This window comes from Aquabacterium parvum (assembly GCF_001447195.1).
Lineage (GTDB): Bacteria > Pseudomonadota > Gammaproteobacteria > Burkholderiales > Burkholderiaceae_C > Aquabacterium > Aquabacterium parvum.
Genome location: NZ_LFRI01000284.1, coordinates 1 through 25446, shown reverse-complemented (window position 1 = coordinate 25446; position 25446 = coordinate 1). Strand labels below are relative to the sequence as shown.

General features: G+C 65.8%; 24 protein-coding genes. 15 read left to right on the top strand and 9 right to left on the bottom strand.

The features are described from left to right. Nucleotides 1–12: 12 nt before the first annotated feature. Entirely contained in the window at nucleotides 13–1188 is a 1176-nt protein-coding gene (locus tag ABG80_RS10375; RefSeq protein ID WP_058087610.1) for a hypothetical protein, read from the top strand. A 17-nt stretch (nucleotides 1189–1205) separates the two neighbouring features. Here the strand turns inward: ABG80_RS10375 and ABG80_RS10370 are convergent, their stop codons facing one another. Next, nucleotides 1206–2015 (bottom strand): exodeoxyribonuclease III, encoded by an 810-nt coding sequence (locus tag ABG80_RS10370; protein ID WP_058087609.1) that lies wholly within the window; start codon nucleotides 2013–2015, stop codon nucleotides 1206–1208. Nucleotides 2016–2029: 14 nt separating this feature from the next. Between ABG80_RS10370 and pyrE the strand changes: the two genes are divergently transcribed. Together pyrE and ABG80_RS10360 are read left to right on the top strand one after the other, a co-directional pair. Further along, nucleotides 2030–2707 carry an orotate phosphoribosyltransferase gene (gene pyrE / locus ABG80_RS10365; RefSeq protein WP_058087608.1) on the top strand — a complete coding sequence of 226 codons (678 nt, stop codon included), beginning with the start codon at nucleotides 2030–2032 and terminating at the stop codon, nucleotides 2705–2707. Between the two features lie 98 nt (nucleotides 2708–2805). Next, entirely contained in the window at nucleotides 2806–3546 is a 741-nt protein-coding gene (locus ABG80_RS10360) for a DUF4124 domain-containing protein (protein WP_160322514.1), read from the top strand. Between the two features lie 58 nt (nucleotides 3547–3604). Here ABG80_RS10360 and ABG80_RS10355 read toward each other — a convergent pair whose 3' ends face one another. The 5 genes from ABG80_RS10355 to gatC form a co-directional block, all read right to left on the bottom strand. Further along, nucleotides 3605–4045, bottom strand: coding sequence for a DUF2834 domain-containing protein (locus ABG80_RS10355; RefSeq protein WP_058087607.1), 441 nt, complete (start codon nucleotides 4043–4045; stop codon nucleotides 3605–3607). Continuing rightward, nucleotides 4042–5658: a helix-turn-helix domain-containing protein gene (locus ABG80_RS10350; protein ID WP_058087606.1), complete on the bottom strand. Its 1617-nt coding sequence runs from the start codon at nucleotides 5656–5658 to the stop codon at nucleotides 4042–4044. Before ABG80_RS10350 ends, ABG80_RS10355 begins: the two co-directional genes overlap by 4 nt. 146 nt (nucleotides 5659–5804) lie before the next feature. Beyond that, nucleotides 5805–7292, bottom strand: coding sequence for an Asp-tRNA(Asn)/Glu-tRNA(Gln) amidotransferase subunit GatB (gatB, locus tag ABG80_RS10345; RefSeq protein ID WP_058087605.1), 1488 nt, complete (start codon nucleotides 7290–7292; stop codon nucleotides 5805–5807). A 31-nt stretch (nucleotides 7293–7323) separates the two neighbouring features. Further along, nucleotides 7324–8826 carry an Asp-tRNA(Asn)/Glu-tRNA(Gln) amidotransferase subunit GatA gene (gene gatA / locus ABG80_RS10340; protein ID WP_058087604.1) on the bottom strand — a complete coding sequence of 501 codons (1503 nt, stop codon included), beginning with the start codon at nucleotides 8824–8826 and terminating at the stop codon, nucleotides 7324–7326. Beyond that, nucleotides 8823–9122 (bottom strand): Asp-tRNA(Asn)/Glu-tRNA(Gln) amidotransferase subunit GatC, encoded by a 300-nt coding sequence (gatC, locus tag ABG80_RS10335; RefSeq protein WP_058087603.1) that lies wholly within the window; start codon nucleotides 9120–9122, stop codon nucleotides 8823–8825. Before gatC ends, gatA begins: the two co-directional genes overlap by 4 nt. A gap of 271 nt (nucleotides 9123–9393) precedes the next feature. On the opposite strand from gatC, the gene ABG80_RS10330 reads away from it, so the two are divergent. From ABG80_RS10330 to coq7, 6 genes are all read left to right on the top strand, one after another. Continuing rightward, nucleotides 9394–10437 (top strand): rod shape-determining protein, encoded by a 1044-nt coding sequence (locus ABG80_RS10330; protein WP_058087602.1) that lies wholly within the window; start codon nucleotides 9394–9396, stop codon nucleotides 10435–10437. A 93-nt stretch (nucleotides 10438–10530) separates the two neighbouring features. Next, on the top strand, nucleotides 10531–11643 hold the full coding sequence (gene mreC / locus ABG80_RS10325; protein WP_083505990.1) for a rod shape-determining protein MreC: 1113 nt from the start codon (nucleotides 10531–10533) through the stop codon (nucleotides 11641–11643). Next, nucleotides 11640–12155: a rod shape-determining protein MreD gene (mreD, locus tag ABG80_RS10320; protein ID WP_058087601.1), complete on the top strand. Its 516-nt coding sequence runs from the start codon at nucleotides 11640–11642 to the stop codon at nucleotides 12153–12155. Before mreC ends, mreD begins: the two co-directional genes overlap by 4 nt. A 10-nt stretch (nucleotides 12156–12165) precedes the next feature. After that, nucleotides 12166–14298 (top strand): penicillin-binding protein 2, encoded by a 2133-nt coding sequence (gene mrdA, locus ABG80_RS10315; RefSeq protein ID WP_058087600.1) that lies wholly within the window; start codon nucleotides 12166–12168, stop codon nucleotides 14296–14298. Further along, the gene (gene rodA, locus ABG80_RS10310) at nucleotides 14295–15449 is read left to right on the top strand and encodes a rod shape-determining protein RodA (protein ID WP_058087599.1); all 1155 of its coding nucleotides are present in this window, start codon (nucleotides 14295–14297) and stop codon (nucleotides 15447–15449) included. Before mrdA ends, rodA begins: the two co-directional genes overlap by 4 nt. Before the next feature lie 78 nt (nucleotides 15450–15527). After that, nucleotides 15528–16211, top strand: coding sequence for a 2-polyprenyl-3-methyl-6-methoxy-1,4-benzoquinone monooxygenase (coq7, locus tag ABG80_RS10305; protein ID WP_058087643.1), 684 nt, complete (start codon nucleotides 15528–15530; stop codon nucleotides 16209–16211). A 50-nt stretch (nucleotides 16212–16261) separates the two neighbouring features. Here coq7 and ABG80_RS10300 read toward each other — a convergent pair whose 3' ends face one another. From ABG80_RS10300 to pcaCD, 3 genes are all read right to left on the bottom strand, one after another. Then, on the bottom strand, nucleotides 16262–16684 hold the full coding sequence (locus ABG80_RS10300) for an OsmC family protein (RefSeq protein WP_058087598.1): 423 nt from the start codon (nucleotides 16682–16684) through the stop codon (nucleotides 16262–16264). 392 nt (nucleotides 16685–17076) lie between these two features. Further along, nucleotides 17077–19134 (bottom strand): ATP-dependent helicase, encoded by a 2058-nt coding sequence (locus tag ABG80_RS10295; protein ID WP_268760968.1) that lies wholly within the window; start codon nucleotides 19132–19134, stop codon nucleotides 17077–17079. Nucleotides 19135–19203: 69 nt separating this feature from the next. Continuing rightward, the gene (pcaCD, locus tag ABG80_RS10290; RefSeq protein ID WP_058087596.1) at nucleotides 19204–20460 is read right to left on the bottom strand and encodes a bifunctional 4-carboxymuconolactone decarboxylase/3-oxoadipate enol-lactonase PcaCD; all 1257 of its coding nucleotides are present in this window, start codon (nucleotides 20458–20460) and stop codon (nucleotides 19204–19206) included. A 66-nt stretch (nucleotides 20461–20526) separates the two neighbouring features. Between pcaCD and ABG80_RS21945 the strand changes: the two genes are divergently transcribed. From ABG80_RS21945 to ABG80_RS10265, 6 genes are all read left to right on the top strand, one after another. Then, nucleotides 20527–21576: a septal ring lytic transglycosylase RlpA family protein gene (locus tag ABG80_RS21945; protein ID WP_235513816.1), complete on the top strand. Its 1050-nt coding sequence runs from the start codon at nucleotides 20527–20529 to the stop codon at nucleotides 21574–21576. A gap of 12 nt (nucleotides 21577–21588) precedes the next feature. Next, entirely contained in the window at nucleotides 21589–22443 is an 855-nt protein-coding gene (locus tag ABG80_RS21940) for a DMT family transporter (protein ID WP_058087594.1), read from the top strand. A 118-nt stretch (nucleotides 22444–22561) separates the two neighbouring features. Next, a complete protein-coding gene (locus ABG80_RS10275) occupies nucleotides 22562–23323 on the top strand; it encodes a helix-turn-helix transcriptional regulator (RefSeq protein ID WP_058087593.1) in 762 nt (253 codons plus the stop codon). A 740-nt stretch (nucleotides 23324–24063) separates the two neighbouring features. After that, complete coding sequence (locus tag ABG80_RS10270) at nucleotides 24064–24675, top strand: hypothetical protein (RefSeq protein ID WP_152987564.1); 612 nt, start codon at nucleotides 24064–24066, stop codon at nucleotides 24673–24675. Nucleotides 24676–24687: 12 nt separating this feature from the next. Beyond that, nucleotides 24688–25038, top strand: a complete 351-nt coding sequence (locus ABG80_RS21935; protein ID WP_152987563.1) for a hypothetical protein — start codon at nucleotides 24688–24690, stop codon at nucleotides 25036–25038. Beyond that, nucleotides 25035–25325 (top strand): hypothetical protein, encoded by a 291-nt coding sequence (locus tag ABG80_RS10265; protein ID WP_058087591.1) that lies wholly within the window; start codon nucleotides 25035–25037, stop codon nucleotides 25323–25325. The genes ABG80_RS21935 and ABG80_RS10265 overlap by 4 nt, the downstream gene beginning before the upstream one ends. Nucleotides 25326–25446: the final 121 nt, after the last annotated feature.

Sequence of the window (25446 nt, the reverse complement as noted above, 5' to 3'; positions counted from 1 at the left end):
AAAAGGATAAGGATGACCTTCCACCGACCGCAGCTCGCCTCGGACATGGCAGACCAGCTGTTGCAGCCCAAGGGCTTGATGAAAAAAATCCGCTCCGGGCTGTTTCTGGGTGGGTTGCGTCGGATCGGCAAGACAACGTTCCTTCGTGGGGACTTGATCCCCGCGCTGCAGGCAAAGGGGGCCATCGTCGTTTATGTGGACCTCTGGAGCAACGCATCCGCCAAGCCCAGCGACCTCCTGCTGGACGCCGTGCGCAAAACGCTGGCAGATCTCGAGCGTGCGGACTCCAAAACGGTGGCGGTGCTCAAGCGATTGAAGGGCCTGGACCTGGGGGCGGCCGGCTTCAAGCTGGGTTTCAGCCTGGCTGAGCTGGGCAAGGGCGGCGGACCCACCCTGGCGGGGGCCTTCGCCGAGTTGGTGCACCAGGCCAGGACCGACGTCGTGGTCATCGTGGACGAAGTCCAGCACGCGCTGAGCTCCGAGGACGGAAACAGCATGTTGCTGGCCCTCAAGGCGGCCCGCGACGAGATCAACCTGACACCGAACACGCCGGGTCATTTCCTGTTCGTGGGCACGGGTTCACATCGGGCCCGGGTCCGAGAGCTCACGATCAAAGGCAAGCAGGCCTTCAATGGCGCCATGTCGGAGGACTTTCCCGTTCTGGAGATCGACTTCGTCGCCTGGCTGATCCATGAAGCCGATCTGGGCCCGAGGACGCCGAGCCTGGACGTCGCCTTTGACTGTTTTGTGCGATTGGGCCGTCGGCCAGAAGAGTTGATGAAGGCGCTCTTTGCGCTCCAGCAACTGCCGACTTTTGCTGGCGCAGACCAGGACCTGCACGCCATCACGGAAGGCGTGCGGCAATCTGCCGCGAGCGTCGACCTGGCTCGACTCGATGAACTGGGGCCCTTGGCCCTGGCCGTCTTCGGCTTCGTGTGCAGGCAAGGTGGGCAGGGCGTGAAGGGGCTCTTCTCCGCGGCGACGCTCGACGAGTACGGCGCCGAAATCAGCCGCCCCGTTGGTGCAGAGGAAGTTCAGAAGGTCGCCAACATGCTGGTGGATTCGAACATCCTGGCGCGCGACGGCCATGGCATCTACGGCGTCAGCGACCCCTTCGTTGCCGAGGCCTATCGCAACCGGGCGAACGTGTTGAAAGTCCTGGATGGGCCGCCTGCAGCGCAGGCTTGAGGCCCATCGGCCGCCGCTCAGAGCTTGAAGTCGTAGTCGATGGTCAGCGGCGCGTGGTCGCTGAACCACTGGTCCTTGTAGACGGCAGCCGCTTTGGCGGTCTCGGCCAGGGCCGGGGTGGCCAAGTGGTAGTCGATGCGCCAGCCCACGTTCTTGGCCCGGGCCTGGCCGCGGTTGCTCCACCACGTGTAGCACTCGTCGGTGGTCTCGGGGTGCAGGTTGCGGTAAACGTCGACCAGGCGGGTGGCGCCATCGGCGGCCAGCAGCTTGGTCATCCAGGCGCGCTCTTCAGGCAGGAAGCCCGAGTTCTTGAGGTTGCCCTTCCAGTTCTTGAGGTCCTTTTCGTGGTGGGCGATGTTGACGTCGCCCACCAGGATGAACTCGCGCTCGCCGCGCAGCCGCGCCAGGTGTGGCTCGATCACATCCAGGAAGCGGAACTTGGCCTCCTGGCGCTCTTCGCTGCTCGAGCCGCTGGGGAAGTAGCAGCTGATGAGCGAGAGCTTGCGGCCGGGCTTGTCGAAGCGCATCTCCACGTAGCGGCCTTCGGCGTCGAACTCGCCGTTGTCGGAGGCGCCCAGGCCAATCAGGACGTCGGAAGGCTCGATGCGGCTGTACAGGCCCACACCCGAGTAGCCCTTCTTTTCAGCATGGTGGAAGTGGCCCGGCATGCCCCCCACGGTTTGAAGTTGGGGGGTGAGGTCTGCGGCCTGGGCCTTGAGCTCCTGCACGCCCATACAATCGGCGCCGTGGCTTTCAGCCCACTGCAACATGCCCTTGTTGGCCGCCGAACGGATGCCATTGAGGTTGAAAGAGACAAGTCGAAACACAGCGCACCACCATCATGAGCAACGCCCCCGCACAAGACACCCTGGCCCAGGATTTCGTGGCCTTCGCCGTTGAATCCAAGGTGCTGCGCTTCGGGGAGTTCAAAACCAAGGCAGGTCGGCTGTCGCCTTATTTCTTCAACGCCGGCCTGTTCGATGACGGCGCCAAGCTGGGCCGCCTGGCCGAATTCTATGCACGCCGCCTGATCGCGTCCGGCCTGCAGTTCGACATGCTGTTCGGCCCGGCCTACAAAGGCATCACCCTGGCTGCGGCCGTGTCCATCGAGCTGGCGCGCCTGGGGCACAACAAGCCCTTTGCCTACAACCGCAAGGAAGCCAAGGACCATGGCGAAGGCGGCACGCTGGTGGGCGCGCCCGTTCAGGGCCGCGTGCTCATCATCGACGACGTGATCTCGGCGGGCACCTCGGTGCGCGAGTCCATCGAGATGATCAAGGCCGCTGGCGCCACGCCTTGTGGTGTGACCATCGCCCTGGACCGCCAGGAAAAGGCCACGGCCAACGGCCAGGACGCCTCCGAGAGCGCCGTGCAGCAGGTGCAGGGCCAGTACGGCCTGCCGGTGGTGGCCATTGCCACGCTGGCTGACCTCATGGGCTTTCTGGATGTGCAGTCCGACGAAGCCTTGGTGGCGGCCCGCCCCGCCGTGCTGGCCTACCGTCAACGCTACGGCGTTTGAGACGTTCTACGTTCTATGATGAGCCGATGAGGATCGGCTTGCTGTCAGATGGCCGAGCCATGGCTTGTCCGACCTGCGATCCTCCAGCGAATCCCCCGATGACCACGCCCGACGCCCCTGCCTCCGCGACCACGCCGATCTTCCTGGTTCACCTGCCGGTGCGCCGGGCGGTTGCGCGCCTGCTGATGGCCGCGTTGACGGGGGGGGTGGTCTGGGGCGGCGACATGGGCTCGGTGCACGCCCAGACCGGCGGCATCTACAGCTGCGTCGATGCCCAGGGCAAGCGCCACACGGCCGACCGCCCCATCCCCGAATGCCTGGACCGCGAGCAGCGCCTGCTCAACCGCGATGGCTCCGAGCGCCGCACCGTGCCGCCGCGCATGAACGCGGAAGAGCGCGCCCTGGCCGAGGAGCGCAAGCGCCTGCAGGATCAGGCGGCCGTGGCCCAGAAGGACGCCGTGCGCCGCGACCGCAACCTGATGATGCGTTTCCCGGACGAGGCGGCGCACACCAAGGCGCGTGAAGCCGCTCTGGACGACCTGCGCAGGGGCATCGTCACTTCCGAGCGCCGCCTCAAGGAACTCGAAGACGAACGCAAGCCATTGATCGCCGAAACCGAGTTCTATCAGCAGCGCAAGTTGCCCTTCAAGCTCAAGTCCAAGCTGGAAGCCAACGATGCGCAGCAGCAGGCGCAGCGCGACATCATCCAGAACCAGCAGACCGAGCTGGTGCGGGTCAACGCCTTGTACGACGCCGAACTGGCCCGGCTCAAGCGCCTTTGGAGCGGGGCCGCTCCGGGCTCGGTGCCTGGCGAGGCGGCGTCGCCAGCTCACCGCTGAGCAGGTGCTTCAAGCAGGGCGCGCGCGGGCCCTCGTGGTCCGTGTTTGACCCAGGGGCTCAATGCCCCGGCCAGGCCCGCCACGTGTAAGCCACGCAGGCCAGCGCCACCACCAGCACCGACGCATTCGCTCCCCATCCGCCGATGCCGGTGACGGTTTCGCCCCGGGCCCGCATGGCCCTTTCGCGGTGCCACATGAACAGGGGCAGCGTCGCGCTGAAGGCGATCAGCAGGGAGCCCAGGAAGTACCAGGTGATGCCGCGCATGCCCAGTCGCCGCGCTTCCCCCAGCATCCAGTGCCAGACCACCAGGAACACGAAAAAGATGTCGGCGGTGATGAAGCGGCTGGCAGGGTTGGCCAAGGTGTCGCCCCAGAACCGCACGTTGCCCTCGATCACGCCCAGGGGCAGGTAGGTGCCCAGTTGGCTGGCGGTGGCGGCCAGAGCGGCCGCAGCCACCACGCCGTAGGTGACGCCGCGCAGGCGGGGTGAAGCGATCATGGGGTGTCCTGGGTGAGGTCCTGCATGGGACGGTTGTCAAGCTGACCTTGCCGCGCCTCGCTCGGCGTCTGCCCGGTGGCGCGTTTGAAGGCCCGAGCGAACGAGGTGGCGTCGGCAAAGCCGGTGGCCTCGGCGATCTGCTGGATGCTGAGTTGGTTCTCCAGCAGCAGCACGCGAGCGTGCTCCAGGCAGATGTCCTGTTTGAGTTGAGGCAGGGTGCTGCCTTCTTCTCGCAGGCGGCGGCTCAAGGTGCGGGGCGACATCGCCAGCGCTTGCGCCATGGCCTCGGCCGTGGTGGGCTTTTTCTTGCGCAGGGCCACGCGAAGGTGGGCCTTGACTTCCTGGGTCACGGGCTTGGTGTCCAGCCTGGCCAGGCGCAGGCCCCACTGAATCAGCAGCACACCCACCACCGCGCTGGCGCCGGTCAGCAGCCAGCCTGCGAAGGTGGGGGGCGTGCGAGCGTCGCTCAGGGTGGTGCCGCGCAGCCAGGCGGCCAGGGCGAACAGGCCCAGCAAGGTGGCCGCGGCAAAAGCCAGGCGCGAGCCGGTGTCCGGGACGATGATGGTCTGATCCAGCGCAAGCACCCCCGAGGGGATCAGGGTGGCGGCGTCTGGCAAGTGAGCCAGACCTGGGTTCAGCACCAGGGTGTCGAGCGTGGCCCACGCGGCCAGCGCCAGAACTGGCAGCATCAGCCAGGCGAGCGCGCGACCCAGGCGAGCGTGCCCCTCGAAGGGCTGGGCGATGCGGGTCAGGGCGCCCGAGGGGCGCTCGGTCTGCAGCCAGCGGTTGAGCGTGAACAAGCCATAGCCGATCATCACGCTCAGCGGCACCAGCACGGCGGTGACGGCGTAGTTGCCTTCGAGTTGGCGCAGCGTCGGGTCCGCTGCACCGAAAGCGGCCCAGCCGTAGCGCTGGATGGGGGCGGTCAGCAGCATGCCGTAGTTCAGGGCCATCCAGCCCTGGTGCTGGGCGATGCGCTTGTGCATCATCGAGTAGATGGCCATCCACAGGCTGAAGGTCACGCCGATGGCCAGGCCCCACAGGCCGATGTAGAAGGTCAGCTGGTCGTAGATGAGGTGCACCGGCGTGCGGGCCAGGAACACCATGGCGGCGACCATGGCCCCCTGCGCGGCGACGATGTAGAGCCCGCCAAAAGCGCGGTGCCAGGTGGGAACGCGCCGGCGAAAGGCAGGCCAGAACTGCAGCGCCCCGAACAACATGGTCACGCCACCCAGCACGTTGTGCACCGACAGGGTGATGCCATTGAAGCGGGGCATCGTGGCGTAGTGGATGAGGGTTTCGCTCAGGCCGCGTTCGCCAAAGGCGTAGCCGGGCGAGCTGGATTCGGCGATCAGGGCCAGGGCGGCCCCGGAGTGCGCGGCCACCTCTGCGGGCGTGCCCAGCGACTGGCCGGCTTCGGCTCGGGCCTGCATCGCCTGACGTTGAGCGGCCACCTCGGCGTTGCCCGCCGCCCGGAAGTTGACGATGCCCGCGTCGATGGCGAGCAGGCCGTAGAACAGCATGGCCAGCGCGCCCAGCAGGGCGAGGCCTCGGATCAGCCCGGTGCGCAAGGCCGTGGGGCGGGAGAGGGGGTGGGGTGCGGCCAGGCTCATGGGGGTCTCGGCATGGGATGAACGTTGCATCCGATGCTAGACAGAGCGGCCTGCCTCCAGGCGCCAATGCCTGGCTCAAGGCGCCAGATTGCCGGTTTCTTTGGCGGGATGGGTTGGGCGAGCGCTGCTGTCCGCCCAACCTGCCATCAACCCGCGAGCTTCTTCTTGAGCAGCTCGTTGACGGTGGCCGGGTTGGCCTTGCCCTTGGTGGCCTTCATGGCCTGACCAACGAGCGCGTTGAAGGCCTTTTCCTTGCCGGCGCGGAACTCTTCGACCGACTTGGCGTTGGCCGCCAGGATGTCGTCGAGGATCTTTTCCAGCTCGCCGGTGTCGCTCATCTGCTTGAGGTCTTTTTCGGCGATGAGGCGATCGATGATCGCGGCGACTTCGTCGATCTCGGCGACAGTTCGCTTGTGTATCGCACCAAACAAGGTCTTGGCGCCACTGTGGCTGATCGTGCCGTCCTTGATGCGGTTGATGATCGACGCAACCTCGCAGGGGCCGGGGATCTCGACGTCATCGATGGTCAGGCCGGTGCGGTTGACGAGCGCAGATACCTCGCCCAGCATCCAGTTGGCAGACAGCTTGGGTTCGGATGTCAGCTGGACCAACGTTTCGAAGTAGCTGGCAAAGCTCTTCGATTGCGTGAGCATGCTTGCGTCGTACGCTGACAGACCGTGGTCGCGAACGAAGCGCTCTGCCATCACGCGCGGCAGCTCTGGCATCTGCGAACGCACGCGCTCGACCCACTCCGGCGAGATCACCAGCGGCGGCAGGTCGGGGTCGGGGAAGTAGCGGTAGTCGTGCGCGTCTTCCTTGGTGCGCATGGCGCGCGTCTCGCCCGTGTCCGGGTTGAACAGCACCGTGGCCTGCTGGATTGCGTAGCCGTCTTCGATCTGGTCGATCTGCCAGTTGATCTCGTAGTCGGTGGCCTGGACGATGTGCTTGAAGCTGTTGAGGTTCTTGATCTCGCGGCGCGTGCCCAGGGGCGCGCCGGGCTTGCGCACCGACACGTTGACGTCGCAGCGGAACGAGCCTTCCTGCATGTTGCCGTCGCAGATGCCCAGCCACACCACCAGCGTGTGCAGCGCACGCGCGTACTCGGCGGCTTCGGCGCTGCAGCGCAGGTCGGGCTCGGTCACGATCTCGATGAGCGGCGTGCCCGCGCGGTTGAGGTCGATGCCCGAGGACTTCTCGCCGTTGAAGCCGATGAAGTCGTCGTGCAGCGATTTGCCGGCGTCCTCTTCGAGGTGGGCGCGCACCAGGCGCACGGTGTGCGGCGTGTCGCCCACGAAGAAGCTGACCGAGCCGCCCTGCACGACGGGGATCTCGTACTGGCTGATCTGGTAGCCCTTGGGCAGGTCGGGGTAGAAGTAGTTCTTGCGCGCGAAGATCGAGCGGGGCGCGATGGTCGAACCCACCGACAAACCGAACGCGATGGCGCGTTCGACGGCGCCTTTGTTCATCACCGGCAGCGTGCCGGGCAGGGCCATGTCCACCGGGCAGGCCTGGGTGTTGGGCTCGGCGCCGAACTGCGTCGAGGCGCCCGAGAAGATCTTCGATTGCGTCGAGAGCTGGACGTGGGTTTCGATGCCGATGACGACCTCGTAACCGCGAACGTGTTTGGAACTCATGGTGTGTGTCTCGTTGGGCTGCTCGCCTGAATCAGGCCAGGGCCGTGGGCTTGCGCGTGTGCCAGTCGGTGGCCTGCTGGAAGGCGTGCGCCGTGTGCAGCAGCTGCGCTTCTTGCCAGTAGTTGCCCACCAGCTGCAGGCCCACCGGCAAGCCTTGCTCGCCAAAGCCGGCAGGCACGCTCATGCCGGGCAGGCCGGCCAGCGAAGCGGGCAGCGTGAAGATGTCGGCCAGGTACTCCTGCACCGGGTCGGTGGACGAGCCAATCGGGCGCGCCACCGTCGGCGACACGGGGCCAGCGATGACGTCGCAGTCCTTGAAGGCGGCCTGGAAGTCGTCGGCAATCATGCGGCGCAGCTTTTGCGCCTGCAGGTAGTAGGCGTCGTAGTAGCCGTGCGAGAGCACGTAGGCGCCGATCATGATGCGGCGCTTGACCTCGGCGCCGAAGCCTTCGGCGCGGGTCTTGCGGTACATGTCGTTCAAGTCGCTGTACTTGGCAGCGCGGTGGCCGAACTTGACGCCATCGAAGCGGCTCAGGTTGGACGAGGCCTCGGCCGGCGCGATGATGTAGTACACCGGGATCGACAGCTCGGTGCGCGGCAGGCTGACGTCCACCAGCGTGGCGCCGAGTTGTTCGAGCTGCTTGAGCGCGGCGCGCGTGGTGTCGAGCACGCCGGCGCTCACGCCTTCACCGAAGAACTCCTTGGGCACGCCCACGCGCAGCCCTTGCAGGGGCTTGTCGGAGGTGGCGCCAGCGCGCGGCGTGTTCAGCGCGGCCACGAAGTCGGGCACGGGCTGTTGCGCGCTGGTGGCGTCGCGTTCGTCGAAGCCGCTCATGGCCTGCAGCAGCAAGGCGCAGTCTTCGGCCGTGCGGGCCATCGGGCCGGCCTGGTCGAGCGACGAGGCGAACGCGATCATGCCGTAGCGCGAGCAGCGGCCGTACGTCGGTTTGATGCCGGTGATGCCGGTGAGCGCGGCCGGCTGGCGGATCGAGCCGCCGGTGTCCGAGCCCGTGGCGCCTGCGACCAGGCGGCCCGAGACGGCCACGGCCGAGCCACCGGACGAGCCGCCGGCGATCTGTTCCAGCATCCAGGGGTTGCGGGCCACGCCATAGGCCGAGTTCTCGGTGGCGCCACCCATGGCGAACTCGTCGCAGTTGACCTTGCCCACGGTCACCGTGCCGGCGGCCTTGAGCTTGGCCACGATGGTGGCGTCAAACGGGCTCTGGTAGCCCTTGAGCATCTTGGAAGCCGCCGTGGTGGGCAGGCCCTGCGTCACGAAGATGTCCTTGTGCGCGATGGGCACGCCATCGAGCGGGCCCAGGGCCTGGCCAGCGGCGCGGCGAGCGTCGGCGGAGGCGGCCTGGGTCAGGGCGCCTTCGGCGTCCACGTGCAGGAAGGCGCCCAGGTTGGTGTGCGCGGCGATGCGCTCCAGCACATGCTGGGTCAGGGCCACGGAGGTGGTCTGGCCGCTGGCCAGGGCCTGGCTCTGCTGGGCCAGGGTCAGGTCGTGCAATGCAATGGAAGAAGACGTCATTCGATCACCTTCGGCACCAGGAACAGGCCTTCGTCGCGGGCCGGGGCGTTGGCCATGTTGGCGTCGCGCTGGTTGGTCTCGGTGACGGCGTCCTCGCGCAGGCGCAGCGTCACGTCCTCGATGGCCGACAGCGGGGTGTAGAGGGGCTCGACGCCGGAGGTGTCGACGGCGCGCATCTTCTCGACGATGTCGAAGAACTCGTTCAGTTGGGTCAGCATCGCGGCCGCCTCGTCGTCGCGCAGTTCGAGGCGCGCCAGTTGGGCGATGCGGCCGACGTCGTCAGAGGTCAGGGCCATGGTGTGTTTCGGGGGCGTAAACAGGTCTGGCGCAGCCCGGAATGGGCCGGCCCTTCGGGTATTATCCTAGGTTATCCACAAGTGTCAGTGGCCAAGGCGGCCGTTCCCGGGTTGAAGGGGGCGTTTCGCAGGGGCGCCACGCACCGACCGATACCCCGTCACCGAACACCATAAGGCCTGCTGGCCGGTGGGCAGGCATGAGGGCCGAGCCGCGTGAGCCATCCGCGCCCCTCGGGTGCCGCCCCGCTTCGCAGGCCGGAGCGCCACCGCCATGTATTCCATGTTTCGCAAGTACTTCTCCACCGACCTGGCCATCGACCTGGGCACGGCCAACACGCTGATCTACGTGCGTGGCAAGGGCATCGTGCTCGACGAGCCCTCGGTGGTCTCGATCCGCCACGAAGGCGGCCCCAACGGCAAGAAGACCATCCAGGCCGTCGGCTCCGAAGCCAAGGCCATGCTGGGCAAGGTGCCCGGCAACATCGAGGCCATCCGCCCGATGAAGGACGGCGTGATCGCCGACTTCACCGTCACCGAGCAGATGCTCAAGCAGTTCATCAAGATGGTCCATCCGCGCTCGGTGCTCAAGCCGTCGCCCAGGATCATCATCTGCGTGCCCTGCGGTTCCACCCAGGTCGAGCGCCGTGCCATCCGCGAATCCGCCCTGGGCGCCGGTGCCTCCGAGGTCTACCTGATCGAAGAGCCCATGGCGGCTGCCATCGGTGCCGGCCTGCCGGTTTCTGAAGCTTCTGGCTCCATGGTCGTCGACATCGGCGGCGGCACCACCGAGGTCGGCGTGATCTCGCTGGGCGGCATGGTCTACAAGGGCAGCGTGCGCGTCGGCGGCGACAAGTTCGATGAGTCCATCATCAACTACATCCGCCGCAACTACGGCATGCTGATCGGCGAGCCCACCGCCGAAGCCATCAAGAAGGAAATCGGTTCGGCCTTCCCCGGCTCCGAGGTCAAGGAGATGGAAGTCAAGGGCCGCAACCTGTCCGAAGGCGTGCCGCGCAGCTTCACGATCTCGTCCAACGAGATCCTGGAGGCCCTGACCGACCCGCTCAACCAGATCGTGTCCGCCGTCAAGAACGCGCTGGAGCAGACCCCGCCCGAGCTGGGCGCCGACATCGCCGAGCGCGGCATGATGCTGACCGGTGGTGGCGCCCTGCTGCGCGACCTGGACCGCCTGCTGGCCGAAGAAACCGGCCTGCCTGTGCTGGTCGCCGAAGACCCGCTGACCTGCGTGGTGCGCGGTTGCGGCATGGCCCTGGAGCGCATGGAGCGCCTGGGCTCGATCTTCACCTCGGAGTAAGCCCCGAGTTAGCCCCTCTAGGCGCAGGCGGTGGTTGCAGTCAGCATGCTGAATTGCCGTTTGCTGACACCCCCACGGGGTTGAGTCGCCAACATGCCACTGGCCACGCTGGACCGATCGCCGCCGCCCTTCTTCAAGCAAGGGCCGTCGGCGTTCACGCGCCTGACGTTTTTTTCGGCGCTGGCCGTGCTGCTGATGGTGGCCGATGCCCGCTGGAAGATGACCCAACCCTTGCGCGCTGCGGTGGCCACGGTGCTGCACCCGGTGCAGCAAGGGTTGCTCGCGCCTTCGCGGGCTTGGGACACCATGGCGCACTATTTTGCCGGCCTGGACGAAGCGCGCGCGATGCAGGCCCGAGCCGAGCGGCAGATCACCGCGCAGGCCGAGCGCGTGATGCGCGTCGACGACCTGCTGCGCGAAAACGCCCGCTTGCGGGCCCTGCTGGAGCTGCGCCCCCGCCTGGATGTGCCCAGCACTTCGGCTGAAATCCTCTACGCCACCCAAGACCCGTACACCCGCAAGGTCGTCATCGACCGGGGTGGGGCGCACGGTGTGGGGTTGGGTTCCCCCGTGATCGACCCGGCGGGTGTCATCGGGCAGGTCACACGCGTCTACCCCCTGACCTCCGAGGTCACGCTGGTGATCGACCAGGATGCGGCCGTGCCGGTCGTCAACGTGCGCACCGAGCAGCGTGGCGTGGCCTACGGCCTGCCTCAGTCTCGCGGCATGGAGTTGCGCTTCATGGCCGGCAACGCCGATGTGCAGGTGGGCGATCGACTCGAAACCTCGGGCCTGGATGGGGTCTACCCGCCCGGCTTGCCCGTGGCCCAGGTGGCCCGCATCGACCGACGTGCCGATTCGGCCTTTGCCCGCATCGTGCTGACCCCGCTGTCCAACCCCGAGAGCAGCCGCTATGTGTTGCTGCTGCAGACCACCGGTCATGGGCTGGAAGGCCCCGCTCAGGCCACGGTGCCGGGGGGGCCTGCGGCCGCTGTCGACGCGCCCAGCGTGGCTTCCGCGGCCAACGTGGCCGCTGCATCGGCCGCCGCGGCAGCCGCCCGTGCACACGCCCGCGTTGCCGGGCACGCTGCTTCTCACCCCGCATCGGCCGCTCAGGCGGTCGTCGGCCGTGGCGCGGCATCACCTGGCGCAAGCCAGGGTGCCAGTGGTGCGGCGTCCGCCAGCAAGCCAGGAGGCCGCCCATGATGCCCCGTGGCAACGAGCTGTTGCTGCCGGTCAACCCGGTCTTCATCTGGTTCTCGCTCTTGCTGGCGCTGGGCCTGAACCTGCTGCCCTGGGGCCGCTGGCCGGGTGTGCCCGATTTCCTGGCCGTGGCCCTCGTGTTCTGGAACGTGCACCAGCCGCGTCGCGTGGGCGTGGGCGTGGCGTTTTTCTTCGGGCTTTGCATCGATGTGCGCCAAGGTGCCTTGCTCGGGCAGCACGCCTTGGCCTACACGCTGCTGAGCTTTTTCGCCATCACGGTGCACCGCCGGCTGCTGTGGTTCACGGTGGGCTCGCAAGCCTTGCAGATCCTGCCGCTGTTCGCCGCCGCGCACGTGGTGGCGTTGCTGGTGCGCATGCTCTCGGGGGCGAGCTTCCCGGGCTGGGGCCTGTTGTTGGCCCCGGTCTTCGAGTCGCTGATGTGGCCTTTGGTCACCACGGTCCTGCTGGCGCCTCAGCGTCGCCCGCCCGATCGCGACAAGAACCGGCCGCTGTGACGCGCAGCCCATGACCGAGCTCAAGAACCTCGAACAGGAGCTGGGCCGCTTTCGCGCCCGCTTGTGGGCTGCGGCCGGCTTCGTGCTGTTCTGCTTTGGTTTGCTGGCTTTTCGCCTGGTGGTGCTGCAGGTGGTGCGGCACGACGACCTGGCCAACCGCGCCGAGGCCAACCGCGTGGCCGTCGTGCCCATCGTGCCCAACCGTGGCCTGATCGTCGACCGCAACGGCGTGGTCCTGGCCAACAACTACTCGGCCTACACGCTCGAGATCACGCCCTCCAAGGTCGATGACGTCGAAGCCACGATCAACGCCCTGGCCGAGATCGTCGACATCCAGCCGCGTGACCGCCGCCGATTCAAGCGCCTGCGCGAAGAGTCCAGGAGCTTCGAGTCCATCCCGATTCGCACCAAGCTCAGCGACGAAGAGGTGGCGCGCTTCATCGCCCAGCGCTATCGTTTCACCGGGGTAGACATCCAGGCGCGCTTGTTCCGCCACTACCCGTATGGCGAGCTGGCCAGCCACGTGCTGGGCTACATCGGCCGCATCAACCAGCGCGAGGCGCAGGCCATGGATGACTGGCCTGAAGAAGAGCAGGCCAACTACCGGGGCACCGAGTACATCGGCAAGCTGGGCATCGAGCAGAGCTACGAGCGCGAGCTGCACGGCATCACCGGCTTCGAAGAGGTTGAAACCAGCGCGGGCGGCCGGGCCGTGCGCCGCTTGCGCTCGAACCCCGCCACGCCGGGCAACACGGTGCACCTGTCGATCGACATCCGGCTGCAGGGCCTGATCGAGCGGCTGTTTGGTGACCGCCGCGGCGCGCTGGTGGCGATCGACCCGCGCAACGGCGAGGTGCTGGCCTTCGTCTCCAAGCCCACGTTCGACCCCAACCTGTTCGTCGACGGCATCGACAGCGAGAACTGGAAAGAGCTCAACGAGAGCGCCGACAAGCCGTTGCTCAACCGGGCGCTTCGAGGCACCTACCCGCCGGGCTCAACCTACAAGCCCTTCATGGCCCTGGCCGCGCTCAACGCCAACAAGCGCCGCCCCGACACCATCATCATGGACAACGGCGTGTTCGTCTTTGGTGGCCACAGGTTCCGCAGCCCCGAGAACGAGCGTGGCGGTGCGATGAACATGCGTCGCGCCATCGTCGAGTCCAGCAACGTCTACTTCTACACCCTGGCCAACGAGATGGGCGTGGACCTGATCCACGACCAGATGTCGCAGCTGGGTTTCGGGCGCCTGACGGGCATCGACCTCAAGGGCGAGGTCACGGGCATCCTGCCGTCCACCGACTGGAAGCGCAAAGCCTACCGTCGGCCGGAGCAACGCAAGTGGTACGCGGGCGAAACCATCTCGCTGGGCATCGGCCAGGGCTACAACACCTTCACCATGCTGCAGGTGGCGACGGCGCTGTCCACCGTGGTCAGCGACGGGCAGCGCTTTCAGCCGCGCGTGGTGCGCGAGATCGAAAACGTGGTCACGCGTGAACGCATGATCCCGGTGCGCGAGGCGATCGACGCGCTGCCGCTCAAGCCGGAACACACCGCCCTGATCCGCGAGGCCATGTTCGGCGTGACGCAGGAAGGCACGGGCACGCGCGTGTTCGCGGGGGCTGGCTACCTCAGCGGCGGCAAGACGGGCACGGCCCAGGCCGTGGGCCTGCGCCAGAACGAGAAGTACGTGGCTTCGCGCATGGACGAGTACAAGCGAGACCACTCGCTCTACGAGGCCTTCGCCCCGGTGGACAACCCGCGCGTGGCCCTCGCGGTGATCGTCGAGAACGCCGGCTTTGGCTCCATGGCCGCTGCGCCGATTGCCCGGCGCGTGCTCGATTACCTGCTGCTGGGCATCTACCCCAGTGAAGAGGACATCGCGTTGGTTCAACAAAGCCGTGCGTCGGCCCCGGTGGGGGTGGCGCGCAAGGCCTCCGAGGTGCCTCTGCCCAAAGGCACCGACGCCTTCGGAGCCGATGTGAGCGGGCCGACCGCGCCGACCGCGGCGACCGTGCCAAATGCGCCCAGCGCACCAACCGCGCCAGCTGTACCCGTCGCCCCTGCCGTGCCCGCCCCGCCTTCCGCGTCTGCTGCCACTGCTGCGGCCGCATCGACCGCCTCCAGCCCGAGGGGCACACCATGAACATCGCTTTCGAGAAGCCGTCGCTGCTTCAACGCATCAAACCCATCTTCCAGGGCTTTGACCTGCCGCTGGTGTGCATCATCCTGTACATGTGCCTGCTGGGCCTGGCCAACATGTACTCGGTCGGCTTCGACCATGGCACCCGCTTTGCCGACCACGCCCGCAACATGCTGTTGGGCGCGGGGGTGCTGTTCCTGGTGGCGCAGGTGCCGCCCCAGCGCCTGATGGCCATCGCCGTGCCGCTCTACACCGTCGGTGTGGTGCTGCTGATCGCCACGGCGATCTTCGGCATCACCAAGAAGGGCGCGACCCGCTGGCTCAACATCGGCATCGTCATCCAGCCCTCCGAGATCGCCAAGATCGCCGCGCCGCTGATGCTGGCCTGGTGGTTCCAGCGCCGAGAGGGGCAGTTGCGCACGCCCGACTTCCTGGTCGCGGGTGGGCTGCTGCTGCTGCCTTTTGCGCTGGTGCTCAAGCAGCCCGACCTGGGCACCTCCATGCTGGTGCTCACCTCGGGGCTGTACGTCATCTTCTTTGCTGGCCTGAGCTGGAAGCTCATCGTGCCAACCCTGTTGGCCGGGGCGCTGGGCGTGAGCCTGATCGTGGGTTTTCAGGACGACCTGTGTCAGCCAGGGGTGAAGTGGGTGGGCCTGCACGACTACCAGAAGAACCGCGTCTGCACGCTGCTGGACCCGACGTCCGACCCACTGGGCAAAGGCTTTCACATCATCCAGGGCATGATCGCCATCGGCTCGGGCGGGGTGGCAGGCAAGGGCTTCATGCAGGGCACGCAAACCCACCTGGAGTTCATCCCCGAGCGCACCACCGACTTCGCTTTCGCGTCCTACTCCGAAGAGCACGGGCTGTTCGGCAACGCCTTGCTGATGATCGGTTTTCTGGCGCTGATCTACCGAGGCCTGTACATCGCCTCGCAAGCGCCCACGCTGTTCTCGCGCCTGCTGGCGGGCAGCCTGTCGTTGAGCTTTTTCACCTACGCCTTCGTCAACATGGGCATGGTCAGCGGCATCTTGCCGGTGGTGGGTGTGCCGCTGCCGTTCATCAGCTACGGTGGCACGGCCATGGTCACGCTGGGCCTGGCGCTGGGGTTGCTGATGTCGATCGCCAAGAGCCGAGGGCTCATGCAGCGTTGATGCGCTGGCGCGGCGTTGTCGTGCATGGGCTGATCCGCCGCAAGCCCTTGGCCCTCGCGCCGCGCTAGGATGCGTGACATGAACCGCGCCGCTTCTGCTTCCTCTTTCGCCCCGAATTCCGCCATCCGGCACGATGCGCTGGACCGCGTCATCCTGAGCATCGACAACGCCCTGCGCACCTCCTTGGGCTCGCACGTGGCCGCTCGGCCCTGTCCGCGCCCGGAGGGGGGCGGTGAGGCCCCGGCCTTGACTGCCGAAGAAAAGCGCCTGTCGGCTGCGCTGATGCGCGTCAACCACGTGGGCGAGGTGTGCGCGCAGGCGCTCTACGCCTCGCAGGCCTGGGGCACCAATGACCCGGTGCTCAAGGCTCAGTTTGAAGCTGCGGCGGCCGAAGAAACCGACCACCTGGCCTGGACGGAGCAACGCATCAAGGAGCTGGGCGGGCGCACCAGCCTGCTCAACCCGCTGTGGTACGCCGGCGCTTTTGCCATCGGGCTGGTGGCCGCGAAGGTGGGGGATCGCCACAGCCTGGGCTTTGTCGTCGAGACCGAGCGCCAGGTCGAGGCGCACCTCAACAGCCACATGGACAAGCTGCCTGCAGCCGACGCTGCCTCGCGCGCCATCGTGGCGCAGATGCGGGACGATGAGGTGGCTCACGCGGACGCGGCCGAGAAGGCCGGTGGGGTGCCGTTGCCGGCGCCCGTGCGGGGCCTGATGAAGCTGGCCGCCCGGGTCATGACGACCACGGCGCACCGCATCTGATCGCAGCCCAGACGCCGCGCAAGCGGCGCCCGGTCGCGACCGGGCGGCCATCAGGCGGCGATCACCTCGAAGCTGGTGGTGATCTCGGCGGTCTTGCCGATCATGATCGAGGCCGAGCAGTATTTCTCGTGCGACATCTGGATGGCGCGGGCCACGGCGGTGTCGGGGAGGTTCACGCCGGTCACGACGAAGTGCATGTTCACTTTCGTGAAGACCTTGGGATCGACCTCGGCGCGGTCGGCCGTGATCTTGACCTGGCAGCCGCGCACGTCGTGGCGGCCTCGCTTGAGGATCAGCACCACGTCGTAGGCCGTGCAACCACCGGTGCCGGCCAGCACGGTTTCCATGGGGCGGGGCGCGAGGTTGCGGCCACCGCCTTCCGGAGCGCCGTCCATGTTGATGATGTGGCCGCTGCCGGTTTCAGCCATGAAGGCCATGCCGGAGGCAGGCTGCCAGTTGATGGTGCATTCCATGAGGGTTCCTTGGGACGGGTGCAGCGGTGGGGGCGCCGTCGCCCCTGCGCGAGCCGCAGATTGTCCCCGATCCCGGCGGGAGCGGTTTCACCTAGGGGTTAGCCCTGAAAAACAGGGTCAAGAAGCGACTTTCTGTTGCATGTTTTGCAGCCGCGCGATACAAATCGTTTCAGACCTGTGGAACTTTCGCATCAGGGCGGTGTCTCACAGGGGCTTGTTTCGTTTTTTCTCTCCACTCACCTCGTTCAGGGTGACATTTCAGAACCCGGGGCCGCTTGCGGCGCTCGGGTTTTTTTTGTCTGGCGCTTTGTCCAACGCGTCTTCCGGCGCGTCCTCCGGCGCTTTTCCCGGCGCTCGGTGCGGCCGGTTGGAAACCTTGCCTGCGAGCCGGCTCAAGCCCCGCCTGGCGGCGGCGCGTTGCGCGCTTTCGCTGCCATTTCTTCGCGCAGCCGCCGCAGCTTCTCTCGTGGGTCTTCCTTGGGGCCGCCTTCGCCGAGCTTCATCTCGGCCACGAAACGGCTGGGCGTGGCCTGCACGTAGTCTCGGCCCTTCTTGCGGCGCTTGAGCACGCTCACGCTCAGGCTCAAGCGCGCGCGCGTGATGCCCACGTACATGAGTCGGCGTTCTTCTTCGACCTGCTGCGGCGTCATGTCTTCTTCGTCGCGGCAGAAGGGCAGGATGCCCTCGTTGGTGCCGGCCAGCACCACGTGAGGCCACTCCAGGCCCTTAGAGGCGTGCAGGGTCGACAGCACCACGGCATTCTGGTCGGACTCGCGCTCGGCCAGCGAGGTGATCAACGCGATGGTCTGCGCCACCTCGATCACGCTGCGGCGCTCGCTCTCGGTGGTCATGCCACCGTCGGCCTCGATGTCGCCACCGCAGCGCTTGGCCACCCAGTCGATGAAGTCGAGCACGTTGGTCCAGCGGGCCTGGGCCACTTTTTCGTTTTCTTCGTTGTCGTAGAGGTGCTGCTCGTAGCCGATGTCTTTGAGCCATTCGAGCAGCAGCTCCTTGGCGCCTTCGCCTCCGTAGGTCTGGCGGGCCTTGTATTCGAAGTCGTTGATGTAGCGGCCGAACTCGTGCAGGCCGTCGAGCGCGCGCTGGCTGAGCACGGTGCTCAGCGAATCGGAGAACAAGGCCTCGAACAGGCTGACCTTCCACTTGCCCGCGAACTCGCCCAGGGCCGCCAGCGTCTGGTGGCCGATGCCGCGTTTGGGTGTGGTCACCGCGCGCAAAAAAGCCGGGTCATCGTCGTTGTTGAGCAGCAGGCGCAGCCAGGCGCACAGGTCCTTGATCTCGGCGCGATCGAAGAAGCTCTGCCCGCCCGAGACCTTGTAGGGGATGTTGGCGCGGCGCAGGGCCTGTTCGATCGGGCGTGCCTGGTGGTTGGCGCGGTAGAGGATGGCGAACTGGTTCCAGTCGGCCGGTTGCGTGTTGCTGAGCATGCCGCCGCGGATGGCCTGGATGCGGGCCACAGCGCGTTCGGCCTCGTGCTCTTCGTTGTCGCACTCGACCACTTTGACTGGCTCGCCTTCGCCCAGGTCCGACCACAGCGTCTTGGGGAAGAGCTTGGGGTTGAGCTGGATGACGTTGTTGGCCGCGCGCAGGATGGCGCTGGTGGAGCGGTAGTTCTGCTCCAGCGGGATCACCTTGAGGTTGGGGTAGTCCTGCGGCAAGCGCTTGAGGTTGTCGAGCGTGGCGCCGCGCCAGCCGTAGATGGACTGGTCGTCGTCGCCCACGGCGGTGAAGATGCCTTCGGGGCCGACCAGCAGCTTGAGCAGCTCGTACTGGGTGGCGTTGGTGTCCTGGTACTCGTCGACCAGCACGTGACGCAGTTGGCGCTGCCACTTCTGAGCCACATGGGGGTGTTGTGACAGCAGCTTGAGCGGCAGGCCGATGAGGTCGTCGAAGTCCACGGCCTGGTAGGCCAGCAGGCGCTCCTCGTACAGCTTCATCACCTTGGCCGCGAGGATCTCGTCGTCGCTGCCAGCGTCGGACAGCGCATGACCGCTGCTGATGCCCTGGTTCTTCCACAGGCTGATCTGCCACTGCCAGCTGCGCGCCAGTTTCGCGTCGGTGGTGGCGCCGGCATCGCGCAGGATGCTGAGCACGTCGTCGCTGTCGAGGATGGAGAACTTGGGTTTGAGGCCCAGGGCTTCACCGTCCTCGCGCAGCAGGCGCACGCCCAGCGAGTGGAAGGTGCACACCAGCAGCTTGCCAGCGGCCTTGGGGCCGATGAGCGCTTTGACCCGCTCGCGCATTTCGGCGGCGGCCTTGTTGGTGAAGGTGATGGCGCCGATCTGCGATGGCGCCAGGTCGGCGCCGTCACCGGGTTGCAGCAGGCGCGCGATCTTGTGCGTGATCACGCGCGTCTTGCCCGAGCCAGCACCGGCCAGCACGAGGCAGGGCGAATCGAGGTGCTGAACCGCGGCCATCTGGGCCGGGTTCATGGTGGGTGCGGCGCTCACGTTTGTGGGGGCTCGAGGTGGCGCGTGGGCAGGTCGGGCATCGGCACCGGCTCACAGCCCCGCGACAAACTCGCCGACCACTTCGGCGAAGGCCAGTGGTTGCTCCACGGCGCTCAGGTGCGCACAGCCTTGCAGCGTGACCAGTTGCGCGCCGGTGATGGCGCGGGCCAAGGCGATGGCGGTGTCCGGCGGCAGGCTTTCGTCGAGGCTGCCGGAAATCACCAGCGATGGCACGCGAACCTTGTGCAGCTTGCCGCTGAAGTCGGCCTCGCAGATGGCGGCGGCGCAGGCGGTGTAGCCCTCGGGGTCGGTGGCCTCGAGCAGGCGCTGGTGACGCGACACGGCGGCCGCCTGTTGCGTGCGGAAGGCCTCGCTGAAGAAGCGGTGCATGGCGCCGGTCGAGATCGCTTGCAGGCCATGTGCGTCGATGGTGGCGATGCGCTCGGCGATGGCTTCGCGGCCCGCCGGGGTGTAGCCCGAGGTGGTGTTGGCCAGCACCAGGCCCTTGACCTTGTCGGGGTGGCGCAGCGCCAGCTCCTGGCCGATGAGGCCACCCATGGACAGGCCGACCCAGACCACGGGCTCACCGGCAAGTTCATCGATCAGGCGGGCGGCGTCGGCGGCGAGTTCGGTCAGCGTCAGCGGCTCGGCGGGGATTTGCGAGCGGCCGTGGCCGCGCGTGTCCGGGCAGATGACACGGCAGGTGCGCGCCAGCTCGTTGGCCACCTGGTCCCACATCGAGCCGTCTTGCCCCAGCGCGTGGCTGAGCACCACGGTGTGCGTGTACTCGCCGCTGCGGGGCTCGCGGAGGGTGGCGTGCAGCTTGGGGCGCGTCTGCGTGAACACCGAACGGCCCACGCCCGGGTGCCAGGCGTCGTCGGCCGGGCGGGCAGGGGGCTCGATGCCGAGCTCGCGCATGATGCCCAGGGCCTTGGCAAAGCCGGTGTTGGCAGCCGGCACGCCAGCATAGATGGCGATCTGGATGAGGGCCTCGCGCACCTCGTCGACGCTCAAGGTGTGGGCGTTGCCTGGGGTGAGCGAGCCGCGCATGTGGATCTCGAATTCGTCCCAGCGGCCCAGCGAGGCGGTCACCGCCATCACGATGATGCGGCGGGTCTTCCAGTCCAGGCCGGGGCGGCCCCACACGCCGTGCCAGGCGTAGTCGGTGATGAAGTGCTGGAACTCGGCGTTGAAAGCGTTGGCCTTGGCCACCGACTTGTCGACCCAGGCGTCTCCCAGGGCGGCACGGCGGTTGCGCATGCCACGCTCGAAAGCGTGGTCGAAGTCGGTGCGGGGCTTGGTGGACATGGCGGGGTCACGGTCGGTTTCAGGAAGGGGCACATTGTGCCGCGAGGATCGGTTATGGTGCGGTCCATGCAAACCGCAGGCCCACGCCCCATCGCCTCGATGGCTTCCACCCCTTTCTCTCGCCGCTGCCCACGCGCCGGTTGGGGCGGTGGGCTGGCACTGGCGTGTGGGGCGCTGGCCCTGCTGGTGTCGGGGTGCGCTTCGGGGCCGAAGCCTCCGGCGCCATTGCCGGGGTCTTCTCCGCAACGCGATGGCCCGCCCTTGAGCGTGCCGCCCAACCTGGCAGACTTGCCCGATGTGGTGCCCCAGATCGAGCCCATCAGGCAGGGCGGACCCAACAAACCTTATGTGGTGCTGGGGCAGTCGTACGAGCCTTTGCGGGGCGATGTCGAGTGGAGCGAGAAGGGTGGGGCCTCCTGGTACGGCAACAAGTTCCACGGCCGGCGCACCGCCAGCGGTGAGCTCTACAGCATGTACGGGCTGACGGCGGCGCACAAGACCTTGCCCATCCCCAGTTACGTGCGCGTGCGCAACGTGCGCAATGGCAAGGAAGTGATCGTGCGGGTCAACGACCGCGGGCCCTTCATTTCTGGCCGGGTGATCGACCTGAGCTATGCCGCAGCCATCAAGCTCGACATCGCCGCAGCCGGTGTGGGGCAGGTCGAGATCGCTCGGCTGACCTTCGATGAGATCCGCAGCGGGGCCTGGCAGCGTGGCACGGTGCTTGATCCCGACCCCACGCGTTTGGCGGCGGCGCCAGTGCCACCAGAGAGCCCCGCGCGAGCCACGCCCTTTGCCTCGCCACTGAACACCGAAAGCACCGCGCCCTTCGGGGACTCGTCGTTGACGGCGCCCACGGCCCGTGCCCACACCCCCGCCGCCCGAGGCTTCTGGGTGCAGCTGGCTGCCCTGAGCCGCCGCGATGGCGTCGACAAGCTGCAGCAGCGCATCGCCGACCAGCTCTCGGGCCTGCTGCCCTTGCTGGCGGTTTTCCACGAGTCGCCGCACTACAAGCTGCAGGCGGGGCCTTATGCATCGAAGCACGAGGCACAGCAGGCCGCCATGCAGGTGCGGCAAGCGCTGCAGCTCCAGCCCATGGTGATCGAGCGCCGCTGACCCCTGATCCCGATGCCGTACCTGGGTTTGTTGTTCAACGCCTTCGTGTGGGGGCTGTCCTGGTGGCCCTTGCGCCGCCTGCAGGACATGGGCTTGCACCCGCTGTGGGCGACCCTGCTGTTTTTCGCCCTGGGCGTGCTCGCCATCGGCCTGGCCCGACGCGAGGCCTGGCCCGTCGTGTTGCGTTCACCCGGTTTGTGGATGCTGGCGCTGGCCACGGGTTTCACCAACGCGGCCTTCAATTGGGGCGTGGCCACCGGCGAGGTGGTGCGCGTGGTGCTGCTGTTCTACCTGATGCCGCTGTGGGCCGTGGGCCTGGCGTGGTGGTTGCTCGGCGAGCGCATCACGGCCAAGGCGGCTGTGCGTGTGGCCCTGGCCCTCGGCGGCGCGCTGCTGGTGCTGCGCCCGGTCGATGGCGGCTGGCCTCGCTTCAATGGCCTGGCCGACTGGCTGGGGCTGGCGGGTGGCTTCGGCTTTGCGCTGATCAACGTGCTGCTGCGTCGCGCTGCCAGCCACAGCTCGGCCGAACGTGCCCTGGCGATGTTCTCGGGCGGCGTTTGCCTGCCCGGCTTGCTGGGCTTGGCGTTGTCGGCGCAAGGGGTGGTGCCGGGCTGGCCGGTTTTCTCCTGGGATTGGGCCTTGCTGGCCGCCGGCATGGGCGTGGCCTTTTTCGCGTCCAACCTGGCGATGCAGTACGGTGCCTCGCAGATCCCGGTGCAGGTCACCTCGGTGGTGATGCTGTCGGAGATCGTCTTCGCGGCGGGTTCGGCCGTTTGGTTCGGCGGTGAGGCGCTGCGGCCTGCGGTGCTGATGGGCGGTGGCCTGATCCTGGCGGCCGTGTTGCTGGCCACGCGGGACGAGATATAGCCGTCAACCACGCAGCGATGCAATTGGTTGCAAATTCGGTGAGGGCGATCCGTTGAATGTCGGCGCACGTGCGTGACTGCTCGTACGCTTGACGGTATTCAAAAAGCGGGGAATCGACATGCAAATGACCGCCGAGCACGCGCTGTGCTTTTCGAACTTTGCCGAAGCAGCGGTTGGCGTCACCGACAAAGTGTCGTTCCAAAGTTTGGTGCTCGACCATGTCACGCCGCTTGTGCCTCACGGTTTCATGTTGGCGGTCATCGGGCAACTGCATTTCGATCTCCTCACGGTGCATCATCACATCGCGGTGAATTACCCCGATTGGGCCTTGGCGCAGGTCACCCAGCCCATCAACATCCGCGAGCGGCCCTTGCTGCAACGTTGGCTGCACACCCGTTCGCCGGTGATCGCTTGCACCGTGCGTGACCGTCATCTGATGTCGGAGCGAGAGATCGTTGAGTCCACCCTGATCGGCATGGGGCGGCTCGCCTTGCACGGGCTGCCCGACCTGACCAGTCGCATGGGTTCGTACTTCAGTTTCGCGAATGTCGCGATTGAGCCTGACCGCGATCTGCTTGCACACCGGCTGAGGATCATGACCCCATTGCTGCATGTTGCGCTCTTTCAGGCCACCCGGAGCGACATCGACCTGAACCACAACAAGACCCAGAGACTGACGTTCATCGAGCGCGAGCTGCTCAGGTGGCTGGCTGCAGGGCGAACAAATGAAGAAATGGCCAACCTGAGGCAGCGTAGCCCTGCCACCATTCGCAACCAACTGGCCAAGTTGTATTCCAAGTTGGGTGTGGCAACTCGAGCAGAGGCCGTCGCTCTCGCGCTCAGCGAGGCACTGAATGTACCGAGTCCTGGCGCTGAATAGAACAAGTGTCCTATTGGCTGAGTTGACCGACTACGCGACAGTGGTGCATCAAGTCAACTCCAATAGGGAAGAAGATGCCTTTAATCAGCAGATGCACTACCAGTGCTGGGCTGTGTTTGGCCATGGCTGCATGCAATGCACCATCGGCGGCACTCATGAAAGACCCTGGTGCTTTGACCGGGGCTGCGAAAGATGGAATTGCATATGCGCTTGTCAAAGAAAAGTGGACTGCTGACGTTTGGTTGAAGCGGCGCGTCATTGAGCGTCCAGTCAACTACGACGTGCCTTTGTGTCAGGCGACACAGCTAAGGGAAATCACTCCAGAGATGTTAGGTGGGGGTGTGTGTTCAGTGGCCTATTCCGGCCGTGACGCTGCTTGCAGTAATTGGTCTGGATGCGTGTCCATGGAGTTTCATCCGTCAGTGATGGACGACCCAACGCTGTGGCAGAGCATTGTTCGATCGGTCAACAGGCTTTGCGAGAACATCCCACAAGAGGGCGCTGAGGTTTGGACTGGTTTCAGCTATGACCCACAACGGGCCAGGCACCTTTTGGGGTGTTCACCTGCGCGCACGGCACGGCCCACGCATCTGAAACGAGTGGAGTTGCGGGCGAGTGGCAGGCCGACGGCTGTCGTCAATCTGTATTGAACAAAATGGACGAGCCTCCGCACTTGACGGCTCTTTGACCGCTCAACGTCGGTGGTACTCGCTTGTGCAGATTTTCTGGAGATTTTGCAAATGAAAATTCAGAAGCAAAAGCGGATCATCGCGATCCTTTCAAGTTTCATAGGCAGCCTGATGGCGCTGATGCCACTGTCAATTCATGCGTGGATCATTGATCCATTCGATTTGGCCATGGGCTACAAGGATGCGATGACGAACAGCCTCTCAATCCAGTTGACGGGCGCCGACTACACCACCTATTTGCATAGCCAGCTCAATTTGCAAACTGGCAAAACATTCGATCCGTGGAGTCACACCCGTTTCTCTGAAATGCCGCTATGTGGCAATGATCGCGCTGAGTGGCTGGCTTTGCGGTGCAAGGCATGGAAAGTGGTTTACAGCCCACCGTACTGCGGCAAAAACGGCCATTGCGTCGCTTTTCAGATTGCCGAGTTCATCCGCTCCGATGAGATGTTGTGCAACGCAATGATGGCTGCCATCGCGCATCCGTCAAAGTTCCTTTTCGGGCCGGACAAGTATGCGACCACCTATGGAATAGGCGACCTTCATGCGCCAGGGCTAGCTTTGAGCCCACCTGCGGCCAAAGACATCGCCCGAGAATTGGCGCGGCGTCGACCCGGCAAGTTGAAAGAAGCTGACTCCGATACCTTCGTGCTTACCTACTGATGAGGACGTGACATGCCAGCCCTGCTGATCAATCAATTTACCGATGGCCCGACGGGCCACGTCAACATCACTTTGGTGGCCGGCGATGGCTCCAAAGTCACCTATGGAGCCAATCTGAGCCCAAGTGTAGGCGTTCAGATCGAAACGGATCGGACAAGTGATCGGATTTCCAAGAATCCCTCTGCGTACAGCTTTCACGAAATCACACTCACACAAGCCCAGTACAACGCGGTGCTGGCCTTCGCTCAAGCGGCGGACGCAGGCAACAATGCCTATGCGGCGTTTTGCAACAACTGCGTTGATTTTGCCGACAGGGCACTAACTGCCGCAGGGTTTGGTCGCTTTTCATTGCGAACTACTTGACAGATGCCACCCTGACCGACATCTACGCCAACACGGTCATGTATTTGTGCAATAACGCCTATGACGATCTCATGGACTCATATCCGGGCGGCCTTGGCTTGGAGTACATGGATCAGTACTACATGGACGTGTTTGGTGTCAACGTGTCATGGGACTTCGACATGTTCTGGACCTCCGAATACTTGGCGCTGTACGACTACCTGTCTCCCATGTTCGGACTCGCCAGTTGGGACAGGTATTTGGACGACTTTTCGGAGGACTATGCTGCAAATGGGCACTTCGCGTAACCCGTTCTTCGCGGCGATCCGGCGCGAAGTGACCCACAAGTGCCAAGTCAGAGGGTTTTGAGGACGCAGGCAGGACGTGACAAGGCCCGCAGTGGCCGCAGGCGCCCTGCAAAACCCCATT

Bases quoted from the DNA above. Each gene is read 5' to 3' on its own strand.
- ABG80_RS10375 (WP_058087610.1), top strand. From the start codon at position 13: ATGACCTTCCACCGACCGCAGCTCGCCTCGGACATGGCAGACCAGCTG.
- pyrE (WP_058087608.1), top strand. From the start codon at position 2,030: ATGAGCAACGCCCCCGCACAAGACACCCTGGCCCAGGATTTCGTGGCC.
- ABG80_RS10360 (WP_160322514.1), top strand. From the start codon at position 2,806: ATGACCACGCCCGACGCCCCTGCCTCCGCGACCACGCCGATCTTCCTG.
- ABG80_RS10355 (WP_058087607.1), bottom strand. From the start codon at position 4,045: ATGATCGCTTCACCCCGCCTGCGCGGCGTCACCTACGGCGTGGTGGCT.
- ABG80_RS10350 (WP_058087606.1), bottom strand. From the start codon at position 5,658: ATGAGCCTGGCCGCACCCCACCCCCTCTCCCGCCCCACGGCCTTGCGC.
- gatB (WP_058087605.1), bottom strand. From the start codon at position 7,292: ATGAGTTCCAAACACGTTCGCGGTTACGAGGTCGTCATCGGCATCGAA.
- gatA (WP_058087604.1), bottom strand. From the start codon at position 8,826: ATGACGTCTTCTTCCATTGCATTGCACGACCTGACCCTGGCCCAGCAG.
- gatC (WP_058087603.1), bottom strand. From the start codon at position 9,122: ATGGCCCTGACCTCTGACGACGTCGGCCGCATCGCCCAACTGGCGCGC.
- ABG80_RS10330 (WP_058087602.1), top strand. From the start codon at position 9,394: ATGTATTCCATGTTTCGCAAGTACTTCTCCACCGACCTGGCCATCGAC.
- mreC (WP_083505990.1), top strand. From the start codon at position 10,531: ATGCCACTGGCCACGCTGGACCGATCGCCGCCGCCCTTCTTCAAGCAA.
- mreD (WP_058087601.1), top strand. From the start codon at position 11,640: ATGATGCCCCGTGGCAACGAGCTGTTGCTGCCGGTCAACCCGGTCTTC.
- mrdA (WP_058087600.1), top strand. From the start codon at position 12,166: ATGACCGAGCTCAAGAACCTCGAACAGGAGCTGGGCCGCTTTCGCGCC.
- rodA (WP_058087599.1), top strand. From the start codon at position 14,295: ATGAACATCGCTTTCGAGAAGCCGTCGCTGCTTCAACGCATCAAACCC.
- coq7 (WP_058087643.1), top strand. From the start codon at position 15,528: ATGAACCGCGCCGCTTCTGCTTCCTCTTTCGCCCCGAATTCCGCCATC.
- ABG80_RS10300 (WP_058087598.1), bottom strand. From the start codon at position 16,684: ATGGAATGCACCATCAACTGGCAGCCTGCCTCCGGCATGGCCTTCATG.
- ABG80_RS10295 (WP_268760968.1), bottom strand. From the start codon at position 19,134: ATGAACCCGGCCCAGATGGCCGCGGTTCAGCACCTCGATTCGCCCTGC.
- pcaCD (WP_058087596.1), bottom strand. From the start codon at position 20,460: ATGTCCACCAAGCCCCGCACCGACTTCGACCACGCTTTCGAGCGTGGC.
- ABG80_RS21945 (WP_235513816.1), top strand. From the start codon at position 20,527: ATGCAAACCGCAGGCCCACGCCCCATCGCCTCGATGGCTTCCACCCCT.
- ABG80_RS21940 (WP_058087594.1), top strand. From the start codon at position 21,589: ATGCCGTACCTGGGTTTGTTGTTCAACGCCTTCGTGTGGGGGCTGTCC.
- ABG80_RS10275 (WP_058087593.1), top strand. From the start codon at position 22,562: ATGCAAATGACCGCCGAGCACGCGCTGTGCTTTTCGAACTTTGCCGAA.
- ABG80_RS10270 (WP_152987564.1), top strand. From the start codon at position 24,064: ATGAAAATTCAGAAGCAAAAGCGGATCATCGCGATCCTTTCAAGTTTC.
- ABG80_RS21935 (WP_152987563.1), top strand. From the start codon at position 24,688: ATGCCAGCCCTGCTGATCAATCAATTTACCGATGGCCCGACGGGCCAC.